The following is an 18743-nucleotide window of genomic DNA, read 5'->3' as shown; positions in this document are numbered from 1 at the left end:
CGAAAGCTTAAATTTATTTAAATATTCACCGGCGCCTTGTTAGTTGTCTCAAGCCAAGCAGTTAAAGCTAAACTCTCTGGTAACTCTACATCATCAAACGTAACAATTTCTCCTTCTTCTACTTGTCTTTTCATGACTGCATTGACAAGCAAGCCAATTGGTACGTGATTTTTATTCGTAGCTAACCTAACTGCTTCTCCTCTTACTTGAAAACTGCCTATACCTTTGTCAACTTTCTCTCCAGGTTGAAGTGTTCTCTTTGTAATTGCAGCAACACTTAAAGTAGGGTCTTCCCCATTGTTTAAAAGAACTCCTCCTCCGTTTATAACTCTTTTGATTGTTTTCACGACTTCTAGATGACAAAGATGAAAGTTTTGCAGAATGGTATAATATGGTCCATCACCCATTTTAAAATAACGCAATGCATCTTTTTGACGACTATCGTGTTCTGCTGTTATAAAGACACCTGGAGGAGCTTTTGGTGCTAACACAAATTCAGAAATAGGATATCCTAAACGATTAGCCTCTTCAGCTAACTCCGCTCCTGTCTCATTTAAATCATCTGAACTAGGTGCTAATAGACCCTCAACAGCTATTCCTGCACCAAGACCGTTTGCAACCAATACTTGTTCTACTTGAACTTTTGTGCCATCGGTAAAGGAAGTTGTCATGTCAAGACGGACACCATTCCGTTTTGAAAAGTATTCCATATCTTCAAGTACCGGGTCTAATTTAAGAAACCCTTTAATATTCCCATACACTAATGGTTTAAAGCCCATCTCTAGTACATTTTCATGTAATGATGCCAGACATCCTGGTTGGTCTCCCTCTGCCTCGGTAATAAATCCTCTTTTTGCAAAATAGGAACCAGTCGTCACTTGAAGTTCAGCGTTCATTGTTACAACTGGTAAAGACGCTTTTATTGCCTGATCAATTACTTCCGTGCCATAAATAACGTCCCCACTACATTCCACTACCAATTCACAATTTCCAATTAGCTCATCAACTGAATTCGTAAGAGCTTCTCGGAATGGGTATTCATTCATTGTGCTAATATCACGTCTAGTAAGAACCGTTGATAGCTTTAGTTCAGATTGTTTCTCAACTTCTAGTGCTATCCCCTTACCTATTAAACCCGTACCTACAATACCAACTCTAGTAATATTATTCATTTCTATTTCCTCCCTTAATTAATAACGATAAAACAATCAATTAGAAAACTTGGCATTCGCCAAGCCTTTATAGCGAATGGCCTAGTTGCACTTATGCAGATAAGGAAGTTTTATACTTTCTTACCTGCTAAAAAAGGCAATTCACTTACTAACGTGAAAGTGCCTTGTTTTCCTCTATTTCTAATATCCCTCCGTACATATCCACCTGTTTAATTACCTTTTGCCATTTAACTAATTCCTTATACCAATTTAATGTTATCGATTGTTCTGTCTTCTCGAGAGTTCCATTTTCCAACTTCTTATAAATTTGAAGTGCACCATCAGCTGCTATATATTTAGCTTCCCAATTTAATGCTTTTTCGATCTTCTCAAAGTTGACACGATAAGATCGATGATCAGGATCACCATACCAATCAATCTTCACTTCAATTGGTAGTGCAGCTGCAATTTCTTTTGCGAGTTGGCCCAGTTGATAATTATTTCGATTAGATCCGACATTGAAAATTTCACCATTAACGGTATGAGTATCTGCTTCTAGTAATAGACACATTACATCCGTTGTATCTTCCACATGCACCATTGGTCTCCATTGTGACCCATCTCTCATTAAAGGAATAATTCCATTTTCCCACGCACCATATGTCATACCATTTATCGCTACATCAAATCTCATTCTTGGTGAATATCCATAAACAGTTGCCTGCCTCATAACAGTCACAGTAAAATTATCATCTGCTAATGCGAGAACGCCTTGCTCTGCTTTTTCATTTGCTTTTGCATATACGGTTAATGGATTTGTTTTTGCACTCTCATCAACAACTGCCTCTTTATCCTGGAATCCGTAAATGCTACAGGATGAAGGTAAAATATATTGCTTTACACCCATCTTCTTAGCAAGGATAGCTGCATTTACTCTCGCTAAATAATTCACTTCATACGTAACTTCTTTAAATAACTCCCCGCTTGGATCGTTTGAGATTGCTACTAGATCAATGACCGCATTAACATCAATAAAGTGGTCTTCATTTAACCGTCGGCAATCTTCATTAACAATAGTTAAATTGGGGTGAGGTTGTAACTTATCAACACCAAAAAAGAAACGATCAACTGCCTTAACATTACAACCTTGTTCTAACAACTTTGGAACTAAAATACTACCAATATAACCACCTGCGCCTGTCACTAAAACATTCTTCACTACGCTCTTCCCCCTTATGAAATGTCTTCTCTTATTTCTTCTAATTTTCCACCTTGTTTATCTACAATTTCATCCACTACATACCTCGAAAATGGAAATGCACACGTAAACCCTGGTGATACTGCATTTAATATATGAAAGGAACGATTATCTCCTTCAACAACAAAATCCTGTACAAGCTCTAATGTTTTCTTATTTAAAAGTTGTGCACGGATTCCAGGTTTCATAAATTGACCAAATCCATCTTTATCTAATTTCCGAACCATTTTTAAAGAAAGGTTAGTAAAATATGATTTCCTATACTTCTTCATTTCTTCAATTGCTAGGGAACGGAAATTAAAAGAATTGTTTAGAAATAGTTTTGCCTCATAAAATAATATGCTAAAAAATTCATTAAACTTAAAACTTCTCAATCCTCCGTAATTTTCTCGCCATAAAGCAGGAATCGCTGTTGGCCCAATTTTAATTGATTCATCCACTGTCTTCGTAAAATGCACACCTAGAAAAGGGTTAGCTAAATTTGGAACAGGGTAAATATTCGTCACGACATCTGATTTATTTTTGGCATACTTTAAGTAGATTCCTTTAAATGGAATAATCGTGTATTTATCACCAAACTTAAAATCCTTAGCAATCTTATCTGCATACAGACCAGCAGCATTAACAAAATACTGACATGTAAATTTCCCACTGCTTGTTAAAATTTCGCCATTGGATATGCCCTTATATTGGGTATTACATATAATGTCTACACCATTTTTGACTACTTCAGCTTTAACTACTTGACAAACTTCAACCGGATTCACAGAGGAGGTTGTAGGCGAATAAAGAGCCTTTTTATAGGTTTTTACATTTGGATCGATTAATCTAACCTCAGACTCGTTGATCCACTTTAGTTCAACTCCATTTTTTTCTGCTCTATTTTTTAATTCCTTCAGCCCCTGTAATTCATTCTCATCTGTTGCTACAACAATTTTCCCGCATTTATTAATTTTTAGGTTATTTTCATCACAATATTGCGTCATTTCCTGGTTACCTTCTCTTGTAAATCTTGCTTTTAAACTGTTAGCAGTATAATAAAATCCGGCGTGTAAGACACCACTGTTTCTTCCACTTGAATGGTGAGCAACGTCGGATTCTTTTTCTAAAATACATATTGATTCATCTGGGAATCTAGTTATCAATTCCCTTGCGATGGACATACCTATTATTCCACCCCCAACAATGAGGTAATCATAATACTTAATAATTAACACCCTCTTTAACCTGATACTGAAAATTAACTTCTGCATCGCTAAACAATGGTTGTTTAGAATCTTTTTCAGATAAAATCGGATTAGAAGTTGGCCAATCAATTGCAAGCGCAGGATCATTCCAAAGCATACCTTTATCGTTCTCTACCGAGTAATACTCATCAACCTTATATTGAACATGTGTATTCTCAGTTAATGTACAAAACCCATGTGCAAATCCCTTTGGAACTACAAGCATCCGGTGGTTTTCCTCACTCAACGTAACACCAATCCACTGACCATAAGTTGGTGAGCCTTTACGAATATCCACCGCTACATCATAAATTGCCCCAGTAATGACCCTAACAAGTTTTGTTTGAGCTTTCGGGTTCAACTGATAATGAAGACCACGAATAACATCTTTATCTAGTGATAACGAATGATTATCCTGAACAAAATCATAGTCCACCCCAAGTTCTGTAAATTTTTTAAGGTTAAAGCTCTCCATGAAAAAACCTCGATTATCTTTAAAAACCCTTGGCTCAATTACTTTTACGCCGTTAAGCTTTGTATCAATTACTTTCATGATATATGCACCTCCAAAATAATTTTCCTCAGTTAATAGTTACTTCACTAGTAATTCACCTTTCTTTTTGCTTTTGTTCATCTCTACCAATCGAAACAAGTATTGTCCGTATTCACTCTTCTTTAAAGGCTCTGCTAATTCTAATAACTTAGATTCTGAAATATAACCTTTGTTATAGGAAATCTCTTCTAGACATGCAACTTTTAAACGTTGACGTTTCTCTATAATTTCAATAAACTGTGAAGCTTCCAATAATGACTCATGTGTCCCAGTATCCAACCAAGCAAATCCGCGTCCGAGTAGATCCACTTTTAGCTGATCTCTTAGGACGTATTCTTTTAAAATGTCGGTTATTTCCAGTTCACCTCTGTCAGATGGTTTCACACGTTTAGCTATATCCACAACCTGACTATCGAAGAAATACAGACCAGTGATAGCAAAATTCGACTTAGGAATCTTTGGTTTTTCTTCAATAGATAACACTTTCCCATCAACATCAAATTCCACTACACCAAATCGTTCTGGATCTTTAACATTGTAGCCAAAAATAGTAGCACCATTTAATTGTCTTGCTACCCTTTCTAAATGCGACGTAAATTCATGCCCGTGAAAAACGTTATCACCTAATATTAAGGAAACATCATCCTGGCCAATAAAATCTTCCCCAATAATAAACGCCTCTGCTAATCCGTTAGGCTTTTCTTGAACTAAATAAGATAAATGAATACCTAGTTCTGATCCATCACCCAACAACTGTTCAAATCGCGGTACATCTTCTGGAGTCGAAATAATTAAAATATCCTTTATACCCGCAAGCATCAACACCGAAATCGGATAATAAATCATTGGTTTGTCGTAAATAGGCAGCAACTGTTTAGATATCGATTTTGTTAAAGGATATAATCTTGTGCCACTTCCACCAGCTAAAATAATCCCTTTCATGGTAAATCACCTCTTCATAAAAATAGTTTTAGAAAAACAGTCACAAAAAATAAAAGGCCTTAGTAAGCCTTTTAATATTTTAACTTTTTGTTTTTTCCGTTATTTATTGCCTTTTACAGTAGGAGTATATTGGTATTCACTCTTGTGAGTATTATCAACCTTAAATCGCATAATTTTCCCAACAATATATTTTCCGAAACTAAATTGATTAAATAAATAAGCTGTACCAATACATAAGAGTAAAGTTAATAAAAACACTAAAAACGTATAAGTTATTATATTTAGAAAGTCAGGTGGTTTTATGTTCCTTAATAAGCGAAAGTAAAATAAATTTAACAAAAATATGCTAAATGAATAGTTACTGATAAACATCACTAATTTAGGAACCTTTTTAATGTGGGAGTATATATACATAATAAAAAATATTACTGAACTGGCATATAACAACATATCTACCCTTTTAGAATCATAATCGAGATGAAAAGCTCTATTCATTAACAGCATAAATACCAAAGCTAATAATGGCATTAAGAGTAACCATTTTTTCCTCAGAATATTTAATAATTCCTTGTAATTCCTTCCACAGTAAAAACCTAAGACAAAATAAAAGATCCATCCAAGAAATGGCATCCAGTACCCTTTTGTCCATATGAATTCTCCAATGGCATTATTAGGGGATTCTACAAAATTGAAGAAAGCTAAATACATAAAATTAATTAAAAAGGCTCCAGGAATAACAAATTTCATGGGCAAGTGAGTTAAATAATTCCTTAGAAACAAATGTAAAAAATAAAATTGAAATATAATTAAAATAAAATAAACTGCTGAATCTCCAAGAAAAGTACTAATTACTAATCTTATAAGGACATCTTGTAAAGTCCAATTTTCGATTGAAATAAATGTATAAACAATACTCATAACTAAATAAGGTAGCAATAGAATTTTAACCCTTTTCTTCATAAATCCATTAGGAACTCTTTCAGTATATTTATTTGCCAGAAGAAGTTCAGAAATGAATACAAATACAGGTACTCCAAAAAGAACAGCCATTTGCAAGATGTATAGTCCTGAATGGCTGATTGTTGGATTAGGGTAAAAAAAGTATCCGTTATGAATAGAATGACCTAATGTAACAGCCAAACAGGCTATACACCTAAGCCAAAATACTTCATTTATTATACTTTGACTATTCATTGGCTCCTCCTTTCGTTCCGCTTTCATATATACTTTTCAGGCTTTAAAATATATTCTTGTTTTTCTAAATTGGGTATCTTTTGTTCATATTCCTGAAATAGTTCAACCCACCTATTGAACTCCTTAATATGGTCAGTTTCATCTATAATAATTTCTTTAGTTTTAAGATATATATATTCTATATAAAATAAATTTAGATAAATACCCGTTTTATCGATAAGTCTAGATTTGTGTTTTGAACTCAAATGTGATTGTTTAAGTAACTCCTTATGCAATAAATTATAAGTAGATGGTAATCTTTTAATGAGATGATTGATTCTTAGATGCTTATCAGTTTGACTTGCGTGAGAGAACATAAAAAAATAGAAGTCAAAATAACAACTTCTTTGATCAAGAGTGTTCCAGTCTATTACATAGTGCATGTTTGAATTATTGAGTATATTTCCTTCCCAAAAATCCCCATGTGAGAATACTAAAAGGAATTCTTCTTTTTTTGCCCTATTTAACAACTTCATTCTTATATATAAGAAGTAATCTTCTATTTTTCTAAAATTATAATTTGCTGTATTTGTCGTTTTATAGTACCTTCTTATTAATGAGTAAAACTCTGTAGTTATGTCTTCTAAATAATTCTGTACTATTGCTACTTTCGGTATTTCAGTCGATGAAATCTTTGTAAGTATAGGAACTATTTCACTATTAAACCGTTCGTACTCATATAAGTTATAAGATGGCCTTTTTAAATTAATATACTCCTCTTTTACATACCTTTCCTTCAAGCTCGACTGCAGTATATTAGGTGCTAATTGACAGCTTGCAGCTTTCCGTAATATACCTAGCTTTTTCTTGACTTCTATTAAAGTAAAATGCTCAGGAAATACTGTTGTAACTTCCATCTTTTTCAAATTAATGATCTTATATTCCTTTTGACGTAACTTCATGAGAAAAGTTCCATAGAACTTACTGGGGAATACATTAACAAATTCACGTTTCTTATTATATTTATTCTTTTGCTTATGGAATAGAAAAACAATACCCACTACCCTTATTAGTCTAACTAGGGGATTAGATATATTAATGAATCTATATCTTGTTTTTCTTTCAAGAAAGGTTAATGGTCTCGATTTATAATATAAATTAAAGAATAGGCTTACTAAACTTTGTTCAATATTAACGTATAACTTGTTTCTGACTTGAATATAATCATACTTTTTGTTCCTTGTATCCATTCTCTATTCTCCTTGACTTTTTATCAATAACTCTTAGTCCATCTTTATTTTTTAAAGCTTGTTCCTGGATTTAATCCTTCCCATGTTTTTTTTAGCTTAATGTATCTCCCCTTGCCCATGAACTTTTCTGCTAGATTAAATTTGATTTTATAACCAACAGACATTATTTTTGAAGATAATGAAATATTAAATTTTCTAGACAGCATTTCTTTATAAATCTCTTTTGAAAATCTATTACTTTTTCTTTCAGCAAGCACAGTAGCAATATATTTATTTTTTTTAGAATAATAAGCTTCAAGGTTAAATACATTTGAATAATTTTGTATTTTATTAATAATATCAAGTGTTAATAAAGTTCTTAAACATTTTGGACATTTCCCACAATTATTCTTGTTAAAAAAGCATACATTCAAATACTTGTATGAAGGTTTATAATCAGATACAATTCTAGTTTTTTCAAATCTAGTCATAATTGGACAAGAAGAAAAAAAACTGAGTGTTTCAGTTGATAACATGCTCATATTAAAGATGTCAAAACCATTCGTGCTGTCTTTATTTAAATTAAAATTTTTAATTGGTACACCAGATGAATAATAGTACACCTTAAATAAACCTTGTAAAATCAAAGCAGCAGATATACTCCTCATACTATTAGTTTTTTTAAAATTCATTTGTAATATTTCACTAATATTACTATCTAATGTAATAAATTCCTTTCCAAATTCATAAGCATATTTTCTAACTATTTCAGCCCTTTCTTTAAACAAACTTCTCGCTTTATCCCCTCCATTATCACCGTGTGAGCCTACATTAAAAAATGTATAATGAGTGATTCTATAGTCTTCAGGACACTTTATATCCAAGTGATCAATAATAGTAGCAAAAGAATCAATACCACAAGAAAGACCAGTACCAACAGCACCTTGGTTTTCTATGGGTTTAGTAATTAATTCATTACAGTTTATTTTAATGTTTCTATACCCATGTATTTTCGATAACAATGGTAATAAATAAGTGTTAAGTGAATAGTATAAATTCTGGGAGATAGGTGCGAGGACCTCGATGTCATAATTATTCTTTAACGCGTAAAATAATAAGCCAACTAAAAAACCGTCAGCCGTTTCATTTGCTAAATATTTACTATATCTTTCTTCCACTTCGTACCATAACGTATCTTTGTTTCGATTATCTTCAAATACAGCTTGTATTCTAACGCCAGCATCAGTTTCAATGATTTTCGGTCTGTATATTTTCAACACATTTATCAACTCCTTTTAATAAACTAAGGAACTAAGGCTATTACCTTTGTATGCACTTGAATATTACCTTATATTTTACGATATCTGTTTTTTATCTAAGTAAGCCCTTCTTAAATTTTTTAGTTGAGTATATCTTCCCTTACCCATAAATTTTCTTGTGAAACCGTTTTTCATTTTATAAATAACAGAGATAATTTTTGAAGATAATGGAACCTTAAATTTTCTAGCTAGCATTTCATCATAGATCTCTTTTAGAACTTTACTACTTTTTCTTCCTGCAAGAATAGTGGCGATATATCTGTGCTTGTTAGAATAATAAGCTTCAAGATTAAATACATTTGTGTAATTTTCAATCTTTCCAATGATTTCAAGTGTCAATAAAGTCCTTAAGCATTTAGGACACTTCCCGCAATTGTATTTATTAAAATAGCAAACATTCAGATACTTGTATGAAGGTGTATAGTCAGCAACAAGCTCAGTTTTTTCAATCCTTGTCATAATAGGACAAGATGAGTAAAACCTAATTGTTTCTGTAGATATCATGCTCATATTGAAAATATCATAGGCCCCTGTATCTTCTTTAATCAACCTGAACCGTTTTAAAGGAAAACCAGAAGAATAATAGTATACCTTAAATAACCTTTGTAAGATTAAAACTGCAGACAAGCTTCTCATGCTATTAGTTTGTTTAAAATTCATTTGTAATATTTCACTAATATTACTATCTACTGTAATAAATTCCTTTCCAAATTCACTAGCATACCTTCTCGTTAGTTCGGCCCTTTCTTTAAACAAACTTCTTGCTTTATCTCCACCATTATCACCGTGAGAGCCAACATTAAAAAAAGTATAATGAGTGATTTTATAATATTCAGGACACTTTTCATCCAGGTGATCAATAATAGTAGCAAAAGAATCAATACCACACGAAAGACCTGTACCAACAGCACCTTGGTTTTCTATAGGTTTAGTCATTAGTTCATTACAATTTATTTTAATGTTTCTATACCCATGTATTTTAGCTAACAATGGTAGTAAATAAGTGTTAAGCGAATAGTATAAATTCTGGGAGATAGGCGCCAAAACTTCGATATCATATCCATTCTTTAACGCGTAAAATAATAAGCCAACTAAATAGCCATCAGCCGTTTCATCAGTTAAATATTCGCTATACTTATCTTCCACTTCGTACCATAATATATCTGTATTTTGGTTATGTTCAAACACAGCTTGTATTCTAACACCAGTATTTGTGTTAATGATCTCTGGCTTATGAATTTTCAACACCATTGTCAACTCCCATTTAATAGAACTAAGGAACTTATCCTGTTAATTTTGTAATTTAGATATTTAATGTGTCTAATTATTGCGAATATTTTTTAGATAACTGACTTCTCAATTTTATTATCAATAGCTACTAATTCAGCTTTACTGATTTTAAAGACAGTATCACAATTTTCTATAGTACTTAATCTGTGTGCAATAATAATTAATGTCTTTTCACCTTTTAATCCGTCGATCGCTTTCATAATTTCTTTTTCTGTTTCATTATCCAATGCCGACGTTGCTTCATCCATAAATAATATTTCTGGATTATGATATAATGCACGAGCTATACCTATCCGTTGTCGTTGACCACCAGAAAGTCTTACACCTCGTTCTCCTACTGTTGTTTCTAATTTATTTGGAAGTTCTTCAACAAATTCCTTTAACTGCGCTTGTTTTAAAGCTCGCCATACTTCCTTATCCTCAATCTTCCCTTTATCTATCCCAAAGGCAACATTGCCACGTATAGTATCATCTGATAGGAAGATAGATTGTGGAATATAACCTATTTTTTGTTGCCATAATGCCTTCTGATCATAAATGTTTTTTCCGTCTATCAAGACAGATCCCCTTTCTGGGCGAAAAAGTCCTAGTATAATATCTACAAGTGTTGTTTTTCCTGCGCCCGACTCCCCAATAAATGCAACTGACTGTCCTATTGGTATAGTCAATGAAATATCTTTTACTGACAATTCCTTCTGATTTGGGTAACGAAAAGATACTTCGTTTAGTTTTATTGAGTCTGCAAAAGTTCTCTCACCTTTATTAATTATTACTGTATCTTTATTACTCTTAACTTCTGAATTTTTATTTTCGTCTTTATAATTAAATAAATCCTCATATACAACAGATAAAGCGGGCTGACTATACCGAATACGGGTAACCAATGAAACAACTCGTGTAATTGAAGGCATTAGTCGAAAGGATGCCATTGCAAATAATGCCATTGTCGATACAAGCTGTGTGAGACTTGTTCCTTGAAACACAATTATAAGCATCGTAATAAGAACAATAGATACTAACAAGGTTTCAATAAATAATCTAGGTACTATTTCTAACATCTTCATATATCGACTATTGTTCGCCTTGATTTGACTCTGGCCAGTGTATGAATTTATAAAGAAACTCTCTTTACCTGATACTTTAACTTCTTTACTGGCTCCCAGCCCTTGATTTACCCATTTAATCATTGTTCCACTCACTTTTTGCTGCTCTTTTCCTAAAAGAGTAATTTTCTTCCGAAGAAATGCAAAAAATAAAAAAACACTTCCACCTAACAAAGTAAAAGCTACTAACGTTGCAACTGGTGCTGTCACCAATAACAGTACAAGAATACAAGTAATTACAAGAATTTCAGTAAATAACTGGAATCCTGACATGATTATCCCTTGAAATACCTTGGATACTTCTCCATTCACATTACGCAATAAGTCAGCTGTATTTCGCTGCAAATGAAAAGTATATGGTTTTGTTAAATATTCTTTAAACAGAACCCGGGATAATTTAACCTGCTGATTTAAGATAACCCTGAATTGTGCATAATTGAAAATAAGCAAGTATAGGTTCTTTAAAACGAATACTGCAAGTAACATTACAACAGAAAATATAATAAAAGTTGTTGTTGATTGGAAATTTAAAAATTCATAAATAAACGATAAAATTGCCTGTTCCTGAATAATACCAGGATTTGTTACAATCCCAACAAATGGAACAATCAACCCTATTCCTATCGTTTCTAATAATGCTGCTATTATCATCATAGCGAATAATATAATGAACTTTTTCTTTTCTCTTTTATTAAAAAGCAACAATAATTTTCTAATTGATTTCTTCATCATTTTCACACCTTTTAAAAGGATATCGTTATTATAATCAATTAAACTCACTAATTATGAATGTAATTTTAAACAAATAATAAATCTAGCTTTTGAAACTGTTTCTCAGATTCCGATATCAAATTTTTATCTTTCAATTTATTATCTTTTAGAATTTCAATAAGACTTTTAGTATTTAGTTTATCGATGTCTTTTATATAACAGCAATTACTTTCCATGTTTAAGTCTTTTATAACATTAAAGGTTTTATCACTATATATTATTGGGAATACATTTTGATCAAGTAATAGACTCAAAACAACAGAATGAAATCTTGTTGCTATTATTGCCTCACATGATTTGTATTCATCAAGAAAGAAGTTGATATCTAGATTGTAAGTGATCACTTCTATTTGTCTCTTGTATGTGTGTTCTATATTATCTAGGAGATAGTTTATAGCCTTAATGTCGCCTTCCTTTTCACAAAAAGAAAATAACTTTATTTTATAACCTAACTGTATATAGCTTTTTACTATTTCTTTTATTTTCTCCATATAACTATGGAAGTACTTTTCTAAATCTTTTCTATTTTCGACATCAATAATTGAAAAACCTATAATTTTCTCCTTATCTTGAACATCAAAGTTAATTTCCATGTTAAAGACAACATCTGGAGCATATCTTACATTATCTAATTCCTTAAAAATATTGTGGGAATAATTATCTCTAAAACATATATCATCAAACTGTGAGAAGAATTCTTTATGCTTCTCAATGTATAGATTATCTTCAAAAGGGCCAAAATTGGCTCCTATTATATATGTTTTCCTGTTTATTTTTTTAAACTTTTTTGGTAAGTCACCCCTGCTTTCTAAACGTTCTTGCCATCCCACACTTTCCATGAAAATAGAGCCTCCGATATTAACTAATGCATCATAATTTTTATACTTTATAATTAGATCGTGTAACTTACTAAAGAAATTAAAAGTGTGGTTACCTATTTTCACACTCATAGATTTCATAATTTTTACGTTACTATAATTTTGAAATATTATATTGTAATTTTCATTTTTCGTTAATAAATGGAATTCAGCGTTTGGGTATCTATCAAACAATACTTTTAAAAATAAATCATCTCCTAAGTTTTGGGCAAAATATGCATTTACTAATACTCGCTTTGTACTCATGCCTAATATCCACCTTTATATTTATCTGATACACTTAACTATTTAGTTTTAACAAAATTTTTTATTAACTTACCTTCTTATTAAAATTTTGATATTTCGTTTTAATTCTCACTAGGCCTATTAATAAATTTATATGTTTTTTTATACTTAGCATTTTTACAACCTTATAAAAAGATGTTGGACTAGAATAGCTTGATATATCATCTATAAATACTTCATCTTCCATGATTGACAACAGTATCTTCTGTTTTTCACCTTTAGTTAAATTAGTATTTATAATAACGTCCTGCATATGTGATAATGTGACATTGGTAAAATGATTCTTTATAGATTCAATATTTTTATTCATATTGTATTTTTCACACATGTTTATTAAAAAGCTCCTATTATCTTTTATATAATCAAACAGATTGGATCTAAAAACTTGTGTTAGTGAATTTCTTTTCCTTATGTAATAGGTATATAAGGGTTTATCCACAAAGACCAAACTATTTATCATCATTAGGAAAGTGAAATTCAACCTTGCATCTTCACTGTGATGTTTATTTTCATCAAATCTTATATCATACAAATCAAATATTGACTTTTTGTAAAGTTTGTTGACACTAGATACTAAACTATAAGTTTTATTGGCTAAGATAGACGGAATGATTTCATTCTCAATTGTTTCCTTATTTAATACACAGCCAACGTTGTTTCTCCAAATGGAGGAAATCGATATTCTGTCTATTATTAAATTTATCGTCTTAATGGGGCAAACAACAATATCAGCGTCTAGTTGTATTGCGGATTGCAACAGTTCGTCATACATATTTGGTTCAATAACATCATCTGGATCTACAAATCCAATAAAATTACCCGTAGCAATATCAATACCTTTATTACGTGCTGAAGAAACACCTCCATTTTTTTTATGTATCACCTTAGCCCTGATATCCTTTTTTGCGAATTGATCACAAATTTCTCCACTTTTATCAGATGAACCATCATTTACAAGTATAAGTTCAAAATCATTAAATGTTTGGGCAAGTATTGAATCGATACATTTATGCAGGTATTGCTCCACATTGTAAATGGGTACTATTATACTAATCTGTGGGTTCACTTTAATTTCACTCCTTTATTCACTTAAAACTAATCTAATGAAATTAAACTAAATTAGTGATCTGATATAATTTATCTAATTCAGATTTGGTGCCAACGTATTCTTTTGATAGATTCTCAGAAAATTTTTGTCGTAAATACTTATCATCTAACATTTTTTTTAATCCATAAAAAATTGCATTTTCATCTATGTCCACAATTAACCCTGTCCTTCCATTTTGTATTTGTTCTATTGCTCCGTTAACATTTGTTGTTACAATGGGCTTACCTAAACATCTTGCTTCGCTAAGGGTAATGCAGTAACCCTCATACCTAGATGGTTGAACATATAGATCGCACTGAGCAATATAAGGATACGGGTTTATATCTGTTCCCAACAGTACAAACTTACCCTGGAGATTATACTCTTTTATTAATTGTTCAAATTCACTTCTAGAACTTCCCTCTCCTAAGCAATACCATTTTACTTGATATCCGTCTTTAATGATTCTAGATAGTGCACGAATAGCCATATCTTGACCTTTTTCTGCTTTTAAACGACCCACAGTTAGGATTCTTAATCCGTTAAACTCGTCATCAAATCCTTTACCTTCTTTTGATTGACTATATATTAACTTAGGAGAAATCATATTTAGAAATACTTCGGTTTTTCCTTTTAATTTTGGTACAAATTCAATTAGTTTATTGTTTGCTTCTTCTGAAACAACGAATAGCTTATCAAATTGCTTATATATTCTTTTCGCAAAATCCACGCTAAAACCTATCTTTGTAGTATCAAAATGTATCCATTGTATTCTTTTTGTTGCTTCTATCTTTGCTGAAATAAAATAGCTTATGAAGTCCATGGGACCAGCATAGGCTATAGCAACATCATATTCATTTTCAAATTCAGGAATATCTCTCAGAAGATATTTAAAGAAAATACATTTATTTTTTGTGAGTTTTGACAATAATACAATGAATGAGAATTCAAATCCTTTTATCAACTTACCTTTTTTAATAAAACTCATTGCAACTTTTTTTGGAGGTTTATTTAGTTTTTCTTTTATTTTGGAATATTCCTGTAGATACTCAACATGAACTTTACTAGGAATAGAATCCAAAAACCCCCCATATTTCTCTAGCATCAAAATAGTGATATCATATTCATCTTCAGGCATTTCAGCAACCATATTTAGCAATGCTTTTTCTGTACCACCAATATTCATATTGATAACCATAAATAATATTTTTTTCTTCATTGACCTACTCACTTTCATTCTTAATTACCAATAGATACGATTTTTTTTAGTTTATTATTTAAAAATAGAAACTTAACATCATAATTTATTAAAGTTATTAAATACTTATACTTTAATGATAAACGTGTGTTTTTTAGAATCTTTTTATAATATTTTCTAATATATTGTTGTATGAATAGAATGTACATTTCCTTTTCACCCGGATCCTTTACTTGATTTAAAATTTTATACACATGATCCATACTGTAGTACACAAAGCAAGACATATACTCTTCAGACAGTTGTGGGTAATTTTCATTCATGAAAGCAATGATTTCATCCCAACCTAAAAATACATCCAGTTTTTTTTCATTATATGTTGAAGTTAATATACTATTATCTCTCCATACATATATATATCCTGTGTAATTTGTATATACTACCTTGTTCGCCTTTGATACCACTTTATATGTGGTTGGTAAATCATCAAGTCTTCTATCTTCCGGGTAACGAATGTCGTTGAAACAATGTTTTTTATATAGTTTTGCCCACACAGCAAATCTAAAATATTTGCCAGTAAATAACTGCTTCATTGCCTCAATATTATCCATTTCTTTTACGAGTTCTTCCCTTTTAATATGCACTATGTCCCCGTTCAATTCTCTATATATGCTGCAAATAGAAATATCACTTTCCGATTTCCTACATAAGTTATATAACTTTTCAAACATATCCTTGTAAATCCAGTCATCTCCATCTACAAAGCTAATAAATTCACCTTTGGCTATGTTTAATCCGGCATTTCTCGCAGAAGACACTCCTCCATTTTCTTTATGGACCACTTTTATCCTGCTATCATTTCGGGCATATTGATCACAAATATCACCACTTTGATCAATGGACCCATCATTAACTAAAATAAGTTCAAAGTTCTTAAAGGTTTGTACCTGTATACTTTCTATACATTTTCTAATATACGGGCTTGAATTATAGACAGGAACGATAATACTTATTTCTGGTTGCTTCATCTTTCTTCTCCCCCTCTATATACTCATCCAATCAACTGATAAAATTTTTCTATCTCTTCAACATTTCCTTTTTTCTCTGATTGTAAGTAATGAACAATTTCTTTTTTCAAGTCCTGGTCATTAATAAGTCTTAAGATTCCTTTAGTAACCGCTTCAGAATCCATATCTACAACTAAACCATTTTTTTCATCAACCATTTGACTATAGACTGCGTCAAATCTAGTAGTAACAATTGGAACATTCAACATTCGTGCTTCTGCAATGGCAATACCAAATCCTTCAAACTTTGATGTTTGTACGTAAATATCAGCATTTTTTATAAAAGGATAAGGGTTTGCTTTTACTCCTAACAATATAAAGTGTTCTGTTAGATCATTTTGTTTTATATATTCCTTAATTTCATGTTCTAAAGGCCCTTTTCCAAGTGCATACCATCTAAAATTGATGTTTGCTTCCTTAAGCATCTTACATGCCTCAAGTGCAATATCATAACCTTTTTGATTCGCTAACCTTCCAATAGTGACTATTCTAATTCCATCAAATAAATCCTCATAATTTCCAATCTGTGACATATCGGAAATGAATTGAGGATTACTTATATCATAAATTACTTTTATTCTGTCTTTATATTCAGGAAAAGACTTCAAAAGGATCTCTTTTGTAGATTCCGAAACTGCAACAATTTCGTTTAATTGATCATAGAATTTATTTTGGAATTTTTTCTCTTTCCCATCTAATCTATAACTAACATTAACCCACCCAAATTTTTTAGTAGCATTCACTTTGTCAGCTACATAGAAAGTCGGAACCCCCTGAGCATAACTAATAGCTACATCATATGATTTTGGGTTTCGTTCAATTACTTTTGAAACACTCTCCCAATATAATCTAGCTTTCTGTGAATTACGGTATTTTTTACTATGAATCTTTGCTGAATATTTCAGTCTTGCACATAACATTTGATAATTACTTTCTTTAAGCGTTTTTACAATTACTTCTATTAAGTTGGTGTTTGCAAATTGAGTGTATTTTAAAGGAGGAAGGATATTCACCTCTTCAGGCACAAGTTGTTCTAACTCTCCACCGTGACCAAATAAAATTAAATCAACATCATACCTAGAGTAGTCTAATAAACCCATCAAAGTTACTAAACTTTTTTCTGCACCTGCACAATGCAATGAGTCAATTACAAATAATAAACGCTTCTTCATACTACATTCCCCTTTTGATTTACTTGCATTGTTCTACTAACAAATTTCACTATCTTAGAAAAATCTTTTGCAAACTCTCTGTTCTCAAACTGTAACAGCCTTAATGAAATATCTTCTAAATAGTAAATATCCAACTGACTATCCATATCTCGATGGGTTAATTTACTATGCTTTTTCGTTTTAGTTTTACTTGAAAGATTTTCTGATAAACACTTATTTACATGCAAATAAAACTTATCTTCAAATTCTGGAAATCGTGACTTAAATTTCATAATGTCATAAGTTGGAGACCGGAACTCACAAAATTCCCAGTCGATCAATATAATTTTATTGTTTTCTACTAGAAGGTTATCTTGTTTTATGTCGCCATGACTTAGTGTTAGTAGTAAAAATTCATCATGAAAATTTTTAATAAATCTTTGGTGTGTCTCAATCGCAAAATTTCTAACAAGATCAGATTCTTCTTCCATAATATTTTTTGAGTTTCTTTCTAAGGTAGTTAATATATTAGCGACAAGTGATTTAGAGTATAAATCAGCATTGACATACTTTATGTCCGATTTAACTAACAAATTTATGAACATATCTCTTAATCTTTTTTTGAGAATTTTACTTTTTGTTTTATTTAGATTAGGGTGGTGTCCATTATAAAATACTCCTGTTATTATTCTATTTTCCTTATCAATATTACATATCTTTTCATAAACGGAACTTGAATCCTTATGTTTTAAACTACTGTATATTTTATCTTCATTTTCCTCCTCGAAAATAGTATGAATAACTCTGTCTTTTATATTTATTACTTTATAATTACTATCAGCAACCCTTAGAGCAACGTCTCCATCACTTCTTAAGAGATGTTCGTTAGAAGAAATATTTAATCTAAAAAGAATCAAATATTTATAAACAATCTCTATCCTTTTTATTGGGTTCTTTGGCATTAATGGCTTACAGCTAAATAATTTGAGAGCCATAGATAGAAATGACAATTTTTTATTTACACTTATCAAATCACCAAGGGATACAAATGTATTCATTATG

Annotated in this window: 16 protein-coding genes; all 16 read right to left on the bottom strand. The window is 31.2% G+C overall.

Annotated features, from left to right (window positions below; genetic code table 11):
* Positions 1-17 precede the first annotated feature (17 nt).
* Positions 18-1172 carry an NAD(P)-dependent oxidoreductase gene (locus ACFQ3N_RS19915; protein ID WP_390364900.1) on the bottom strand — a complete coding sequence of 385 codons (1155 nt, stop codon included), beginning with the start codon at positions 1170-1172 and terminating at the stop codon, positions 18-20.
* Positions 1173-1320: 148 nt separating this feature from the next.
* Positions 1321-2370, bottom strand: a complete 1050-nt coding sequence (locus tag ACFQ3N_RS19910; RefSeq protein ID WP_390364898.1) for an NAD-dependent epimerase/dehydratase family protein — start codon at positions 2368-2370, stop codon at positions 1321-1323.
* A 14-nt stretch (positions 2371-2384) separates the two neighbouring features.
* Positions 2385-3662, bottom strand: coding sequence for an L-2-hydroxyglutarate oxidase (gene lhgO, locus ACFQ3N_RS19905; RefSeq protein ID WP_390364896.1), 1278 nt, complete (start codon positions 3660-3662; stop codon positions 2385-2387).
* Complete coding sequence (gene rfbC / locus ACFQ3N_RS19900; RefSeq protein ID WP_390364894.1) at positions 3613-4188, bottom strand: dTDP-4-dehydrorhamnose 3,5-epimerase; 576 nt, start codon at positions 4186-4188, stop codon at positions 3613-3615. The genes lhgO and rfbC overlap by 50 nt, the downstream gene beginning before the upstream one ends.
* A gap of 39 nt (positions 4189-4227) precedes the next feature.
* Positions 4228-5130 (bottom strand): glucose-1-phosphate thymidylyltransferase RfbA, encoded by a 903-nt coding sequence (gene rfbA, locus ACFQ3N_RS19895; RefSeq protein ID WP_390364892.1) that lies wholly within the window; start codon positions 5128-5130, stop codon positions 4228-4230.
* A 99-nt stretch (positions 5131-5229) separates the two neighbouring features.
* Entirely contained in the window at positions 5230-6324 is a 1095-nt protein-coding gene (locus ACFQ3N_RS19890; RefSeq protein WP_390364890.1) for an acyltransferase family protein, read from the bottom strand.
* A 23-nt stretch (positions 6325-6347) separates the two neighbouring features.
* Positions 6348-7220: a hypothetical protein gene (locus tag ACFQ3N_RS19885; RefSeq protein WP_390364888.1), complete on the bottom strand. Its 873-nt coding sequence runs from the start codon at positions 7218-7220 to the stop codon at positions 6348-6350.
* Positions 7221-7597: 377 nt separating this feature from the next.
* A complete protein-coding gene (locus tag ACFQ3N_RS19880; RefSeq protein WP_390364886.1) occupies positions 7598-8812 on the bottom strand; it encodes a hypothetical protein in 1215 nt (404 codons plus the stop codon).
* A gap of 75 nt (positions 8813-8887) precedes the next feature.
* A complete protein-coding gene (locus ACFQ3N_RS19875) occupies positions 8888-10099 on the bottom strand; it encodes a hypothetical protein (RefSeq protein WP_390364884.1) in 1212 nt (403 codons plus the stop codon).
* Between the two features lie 92 nt (positions 10100-10191).
* The gene (locus tag ACFQ3N_RS19870) at positions 10192-11973 is read right to left on the bottom strand and encodes an ABC transporter ATP-binding protein (protein WP_390364882.1); all 1782 of its coding nucleotides are present in this window, start codon (positions 11971-11973) and stop codon (positions 10192-10194) included.
* Positions 11974-12041: 68 nt separating this feature from the next.
* Positions 12042-13139 carry a polysaccharide pyruvyl transferase family protein gene (locus tag ACFQ3N_RS19865; RefSeq protein WP_390364880.1) on the bottom strand — a complete coding sequence of 366 codons (1098 nt, stop codon included), beginning with the start codon at positions 13137-13139 and terminating at the stop codon, positions 12042-12044.
* 64 nt (positions 13140-13203) lie between these two features.
* Positions 13204-14244, bottom strand: coding sequence for a glycosyltransferase (locus ACFQ3N_RS19860; RefSeq protein ID WP_390364878.1), 1041 nt, complete (start codon positions 14242-14244; stop codon positions 13204-13206).
* A 43-nt stretch (positions 14245-14287) separates the two neighbouring features.
* Positions 14288-15484 (bottom strand): glycosyltransferase, encoded by a 1197-nt coding sequence (locus ACFQ3N_RS19855; protein ID WP_390364876.1) that lies wholly within the window; start codon positions 15482-15484, stop codon positions 14288-14290.
* 20 nt (positions 15485-15504) lie between these two features.
* A complete protein-coding gene (locus ACFQ3N_RS19850) occupies positions 15505-16491 on the bottom strand; it encodes a glycosyltransferase family 2 protein (RefSeq protein ID WP_390364874.1) in 987 nt (328 codons plus the stop codon).
* Between the two features lie 23 nt (positions 16492-16514).
* A complete protein-coding gene (locus ACFQ3N_RS19845) occupies positions 16515-17702 on the bottom strand; it encodes a glycosyltransferase (RefSeq protein WP_390364872.1) in 1188 nt (395 codons plus the stop codon).
* The gene (locus tag ACFQ3N_RS19840; protein WP_390364869.1) at positions 17699-18739 is read right to left on the bottom strand and encodes a phosphotransferase; all 1041 of its coding nucleotides are present in this window, start codon (positions 18737-18739) and stop codon (positions 17699-17701) included. Before ACFQ3N_RS19840 ends, ACFQ3N_RS19845 begins: the two co-directional genes overlap by 4 nt.
* Positions 18740-18743: the final 4 nt, after the last annotated feature.

This window comes from Virgibacillus byunsanensis (assembly GCF_042675965.1).
GTDB lineage: Bacteria > Bacillota > Bacilli > Bacillales > Amphibacillaceae > Virgibacillus_R > Virgibacillus_R byunsanensis.
This window is presented reverse-complemented; position numbering and strand designations above follow the sequence as displayed.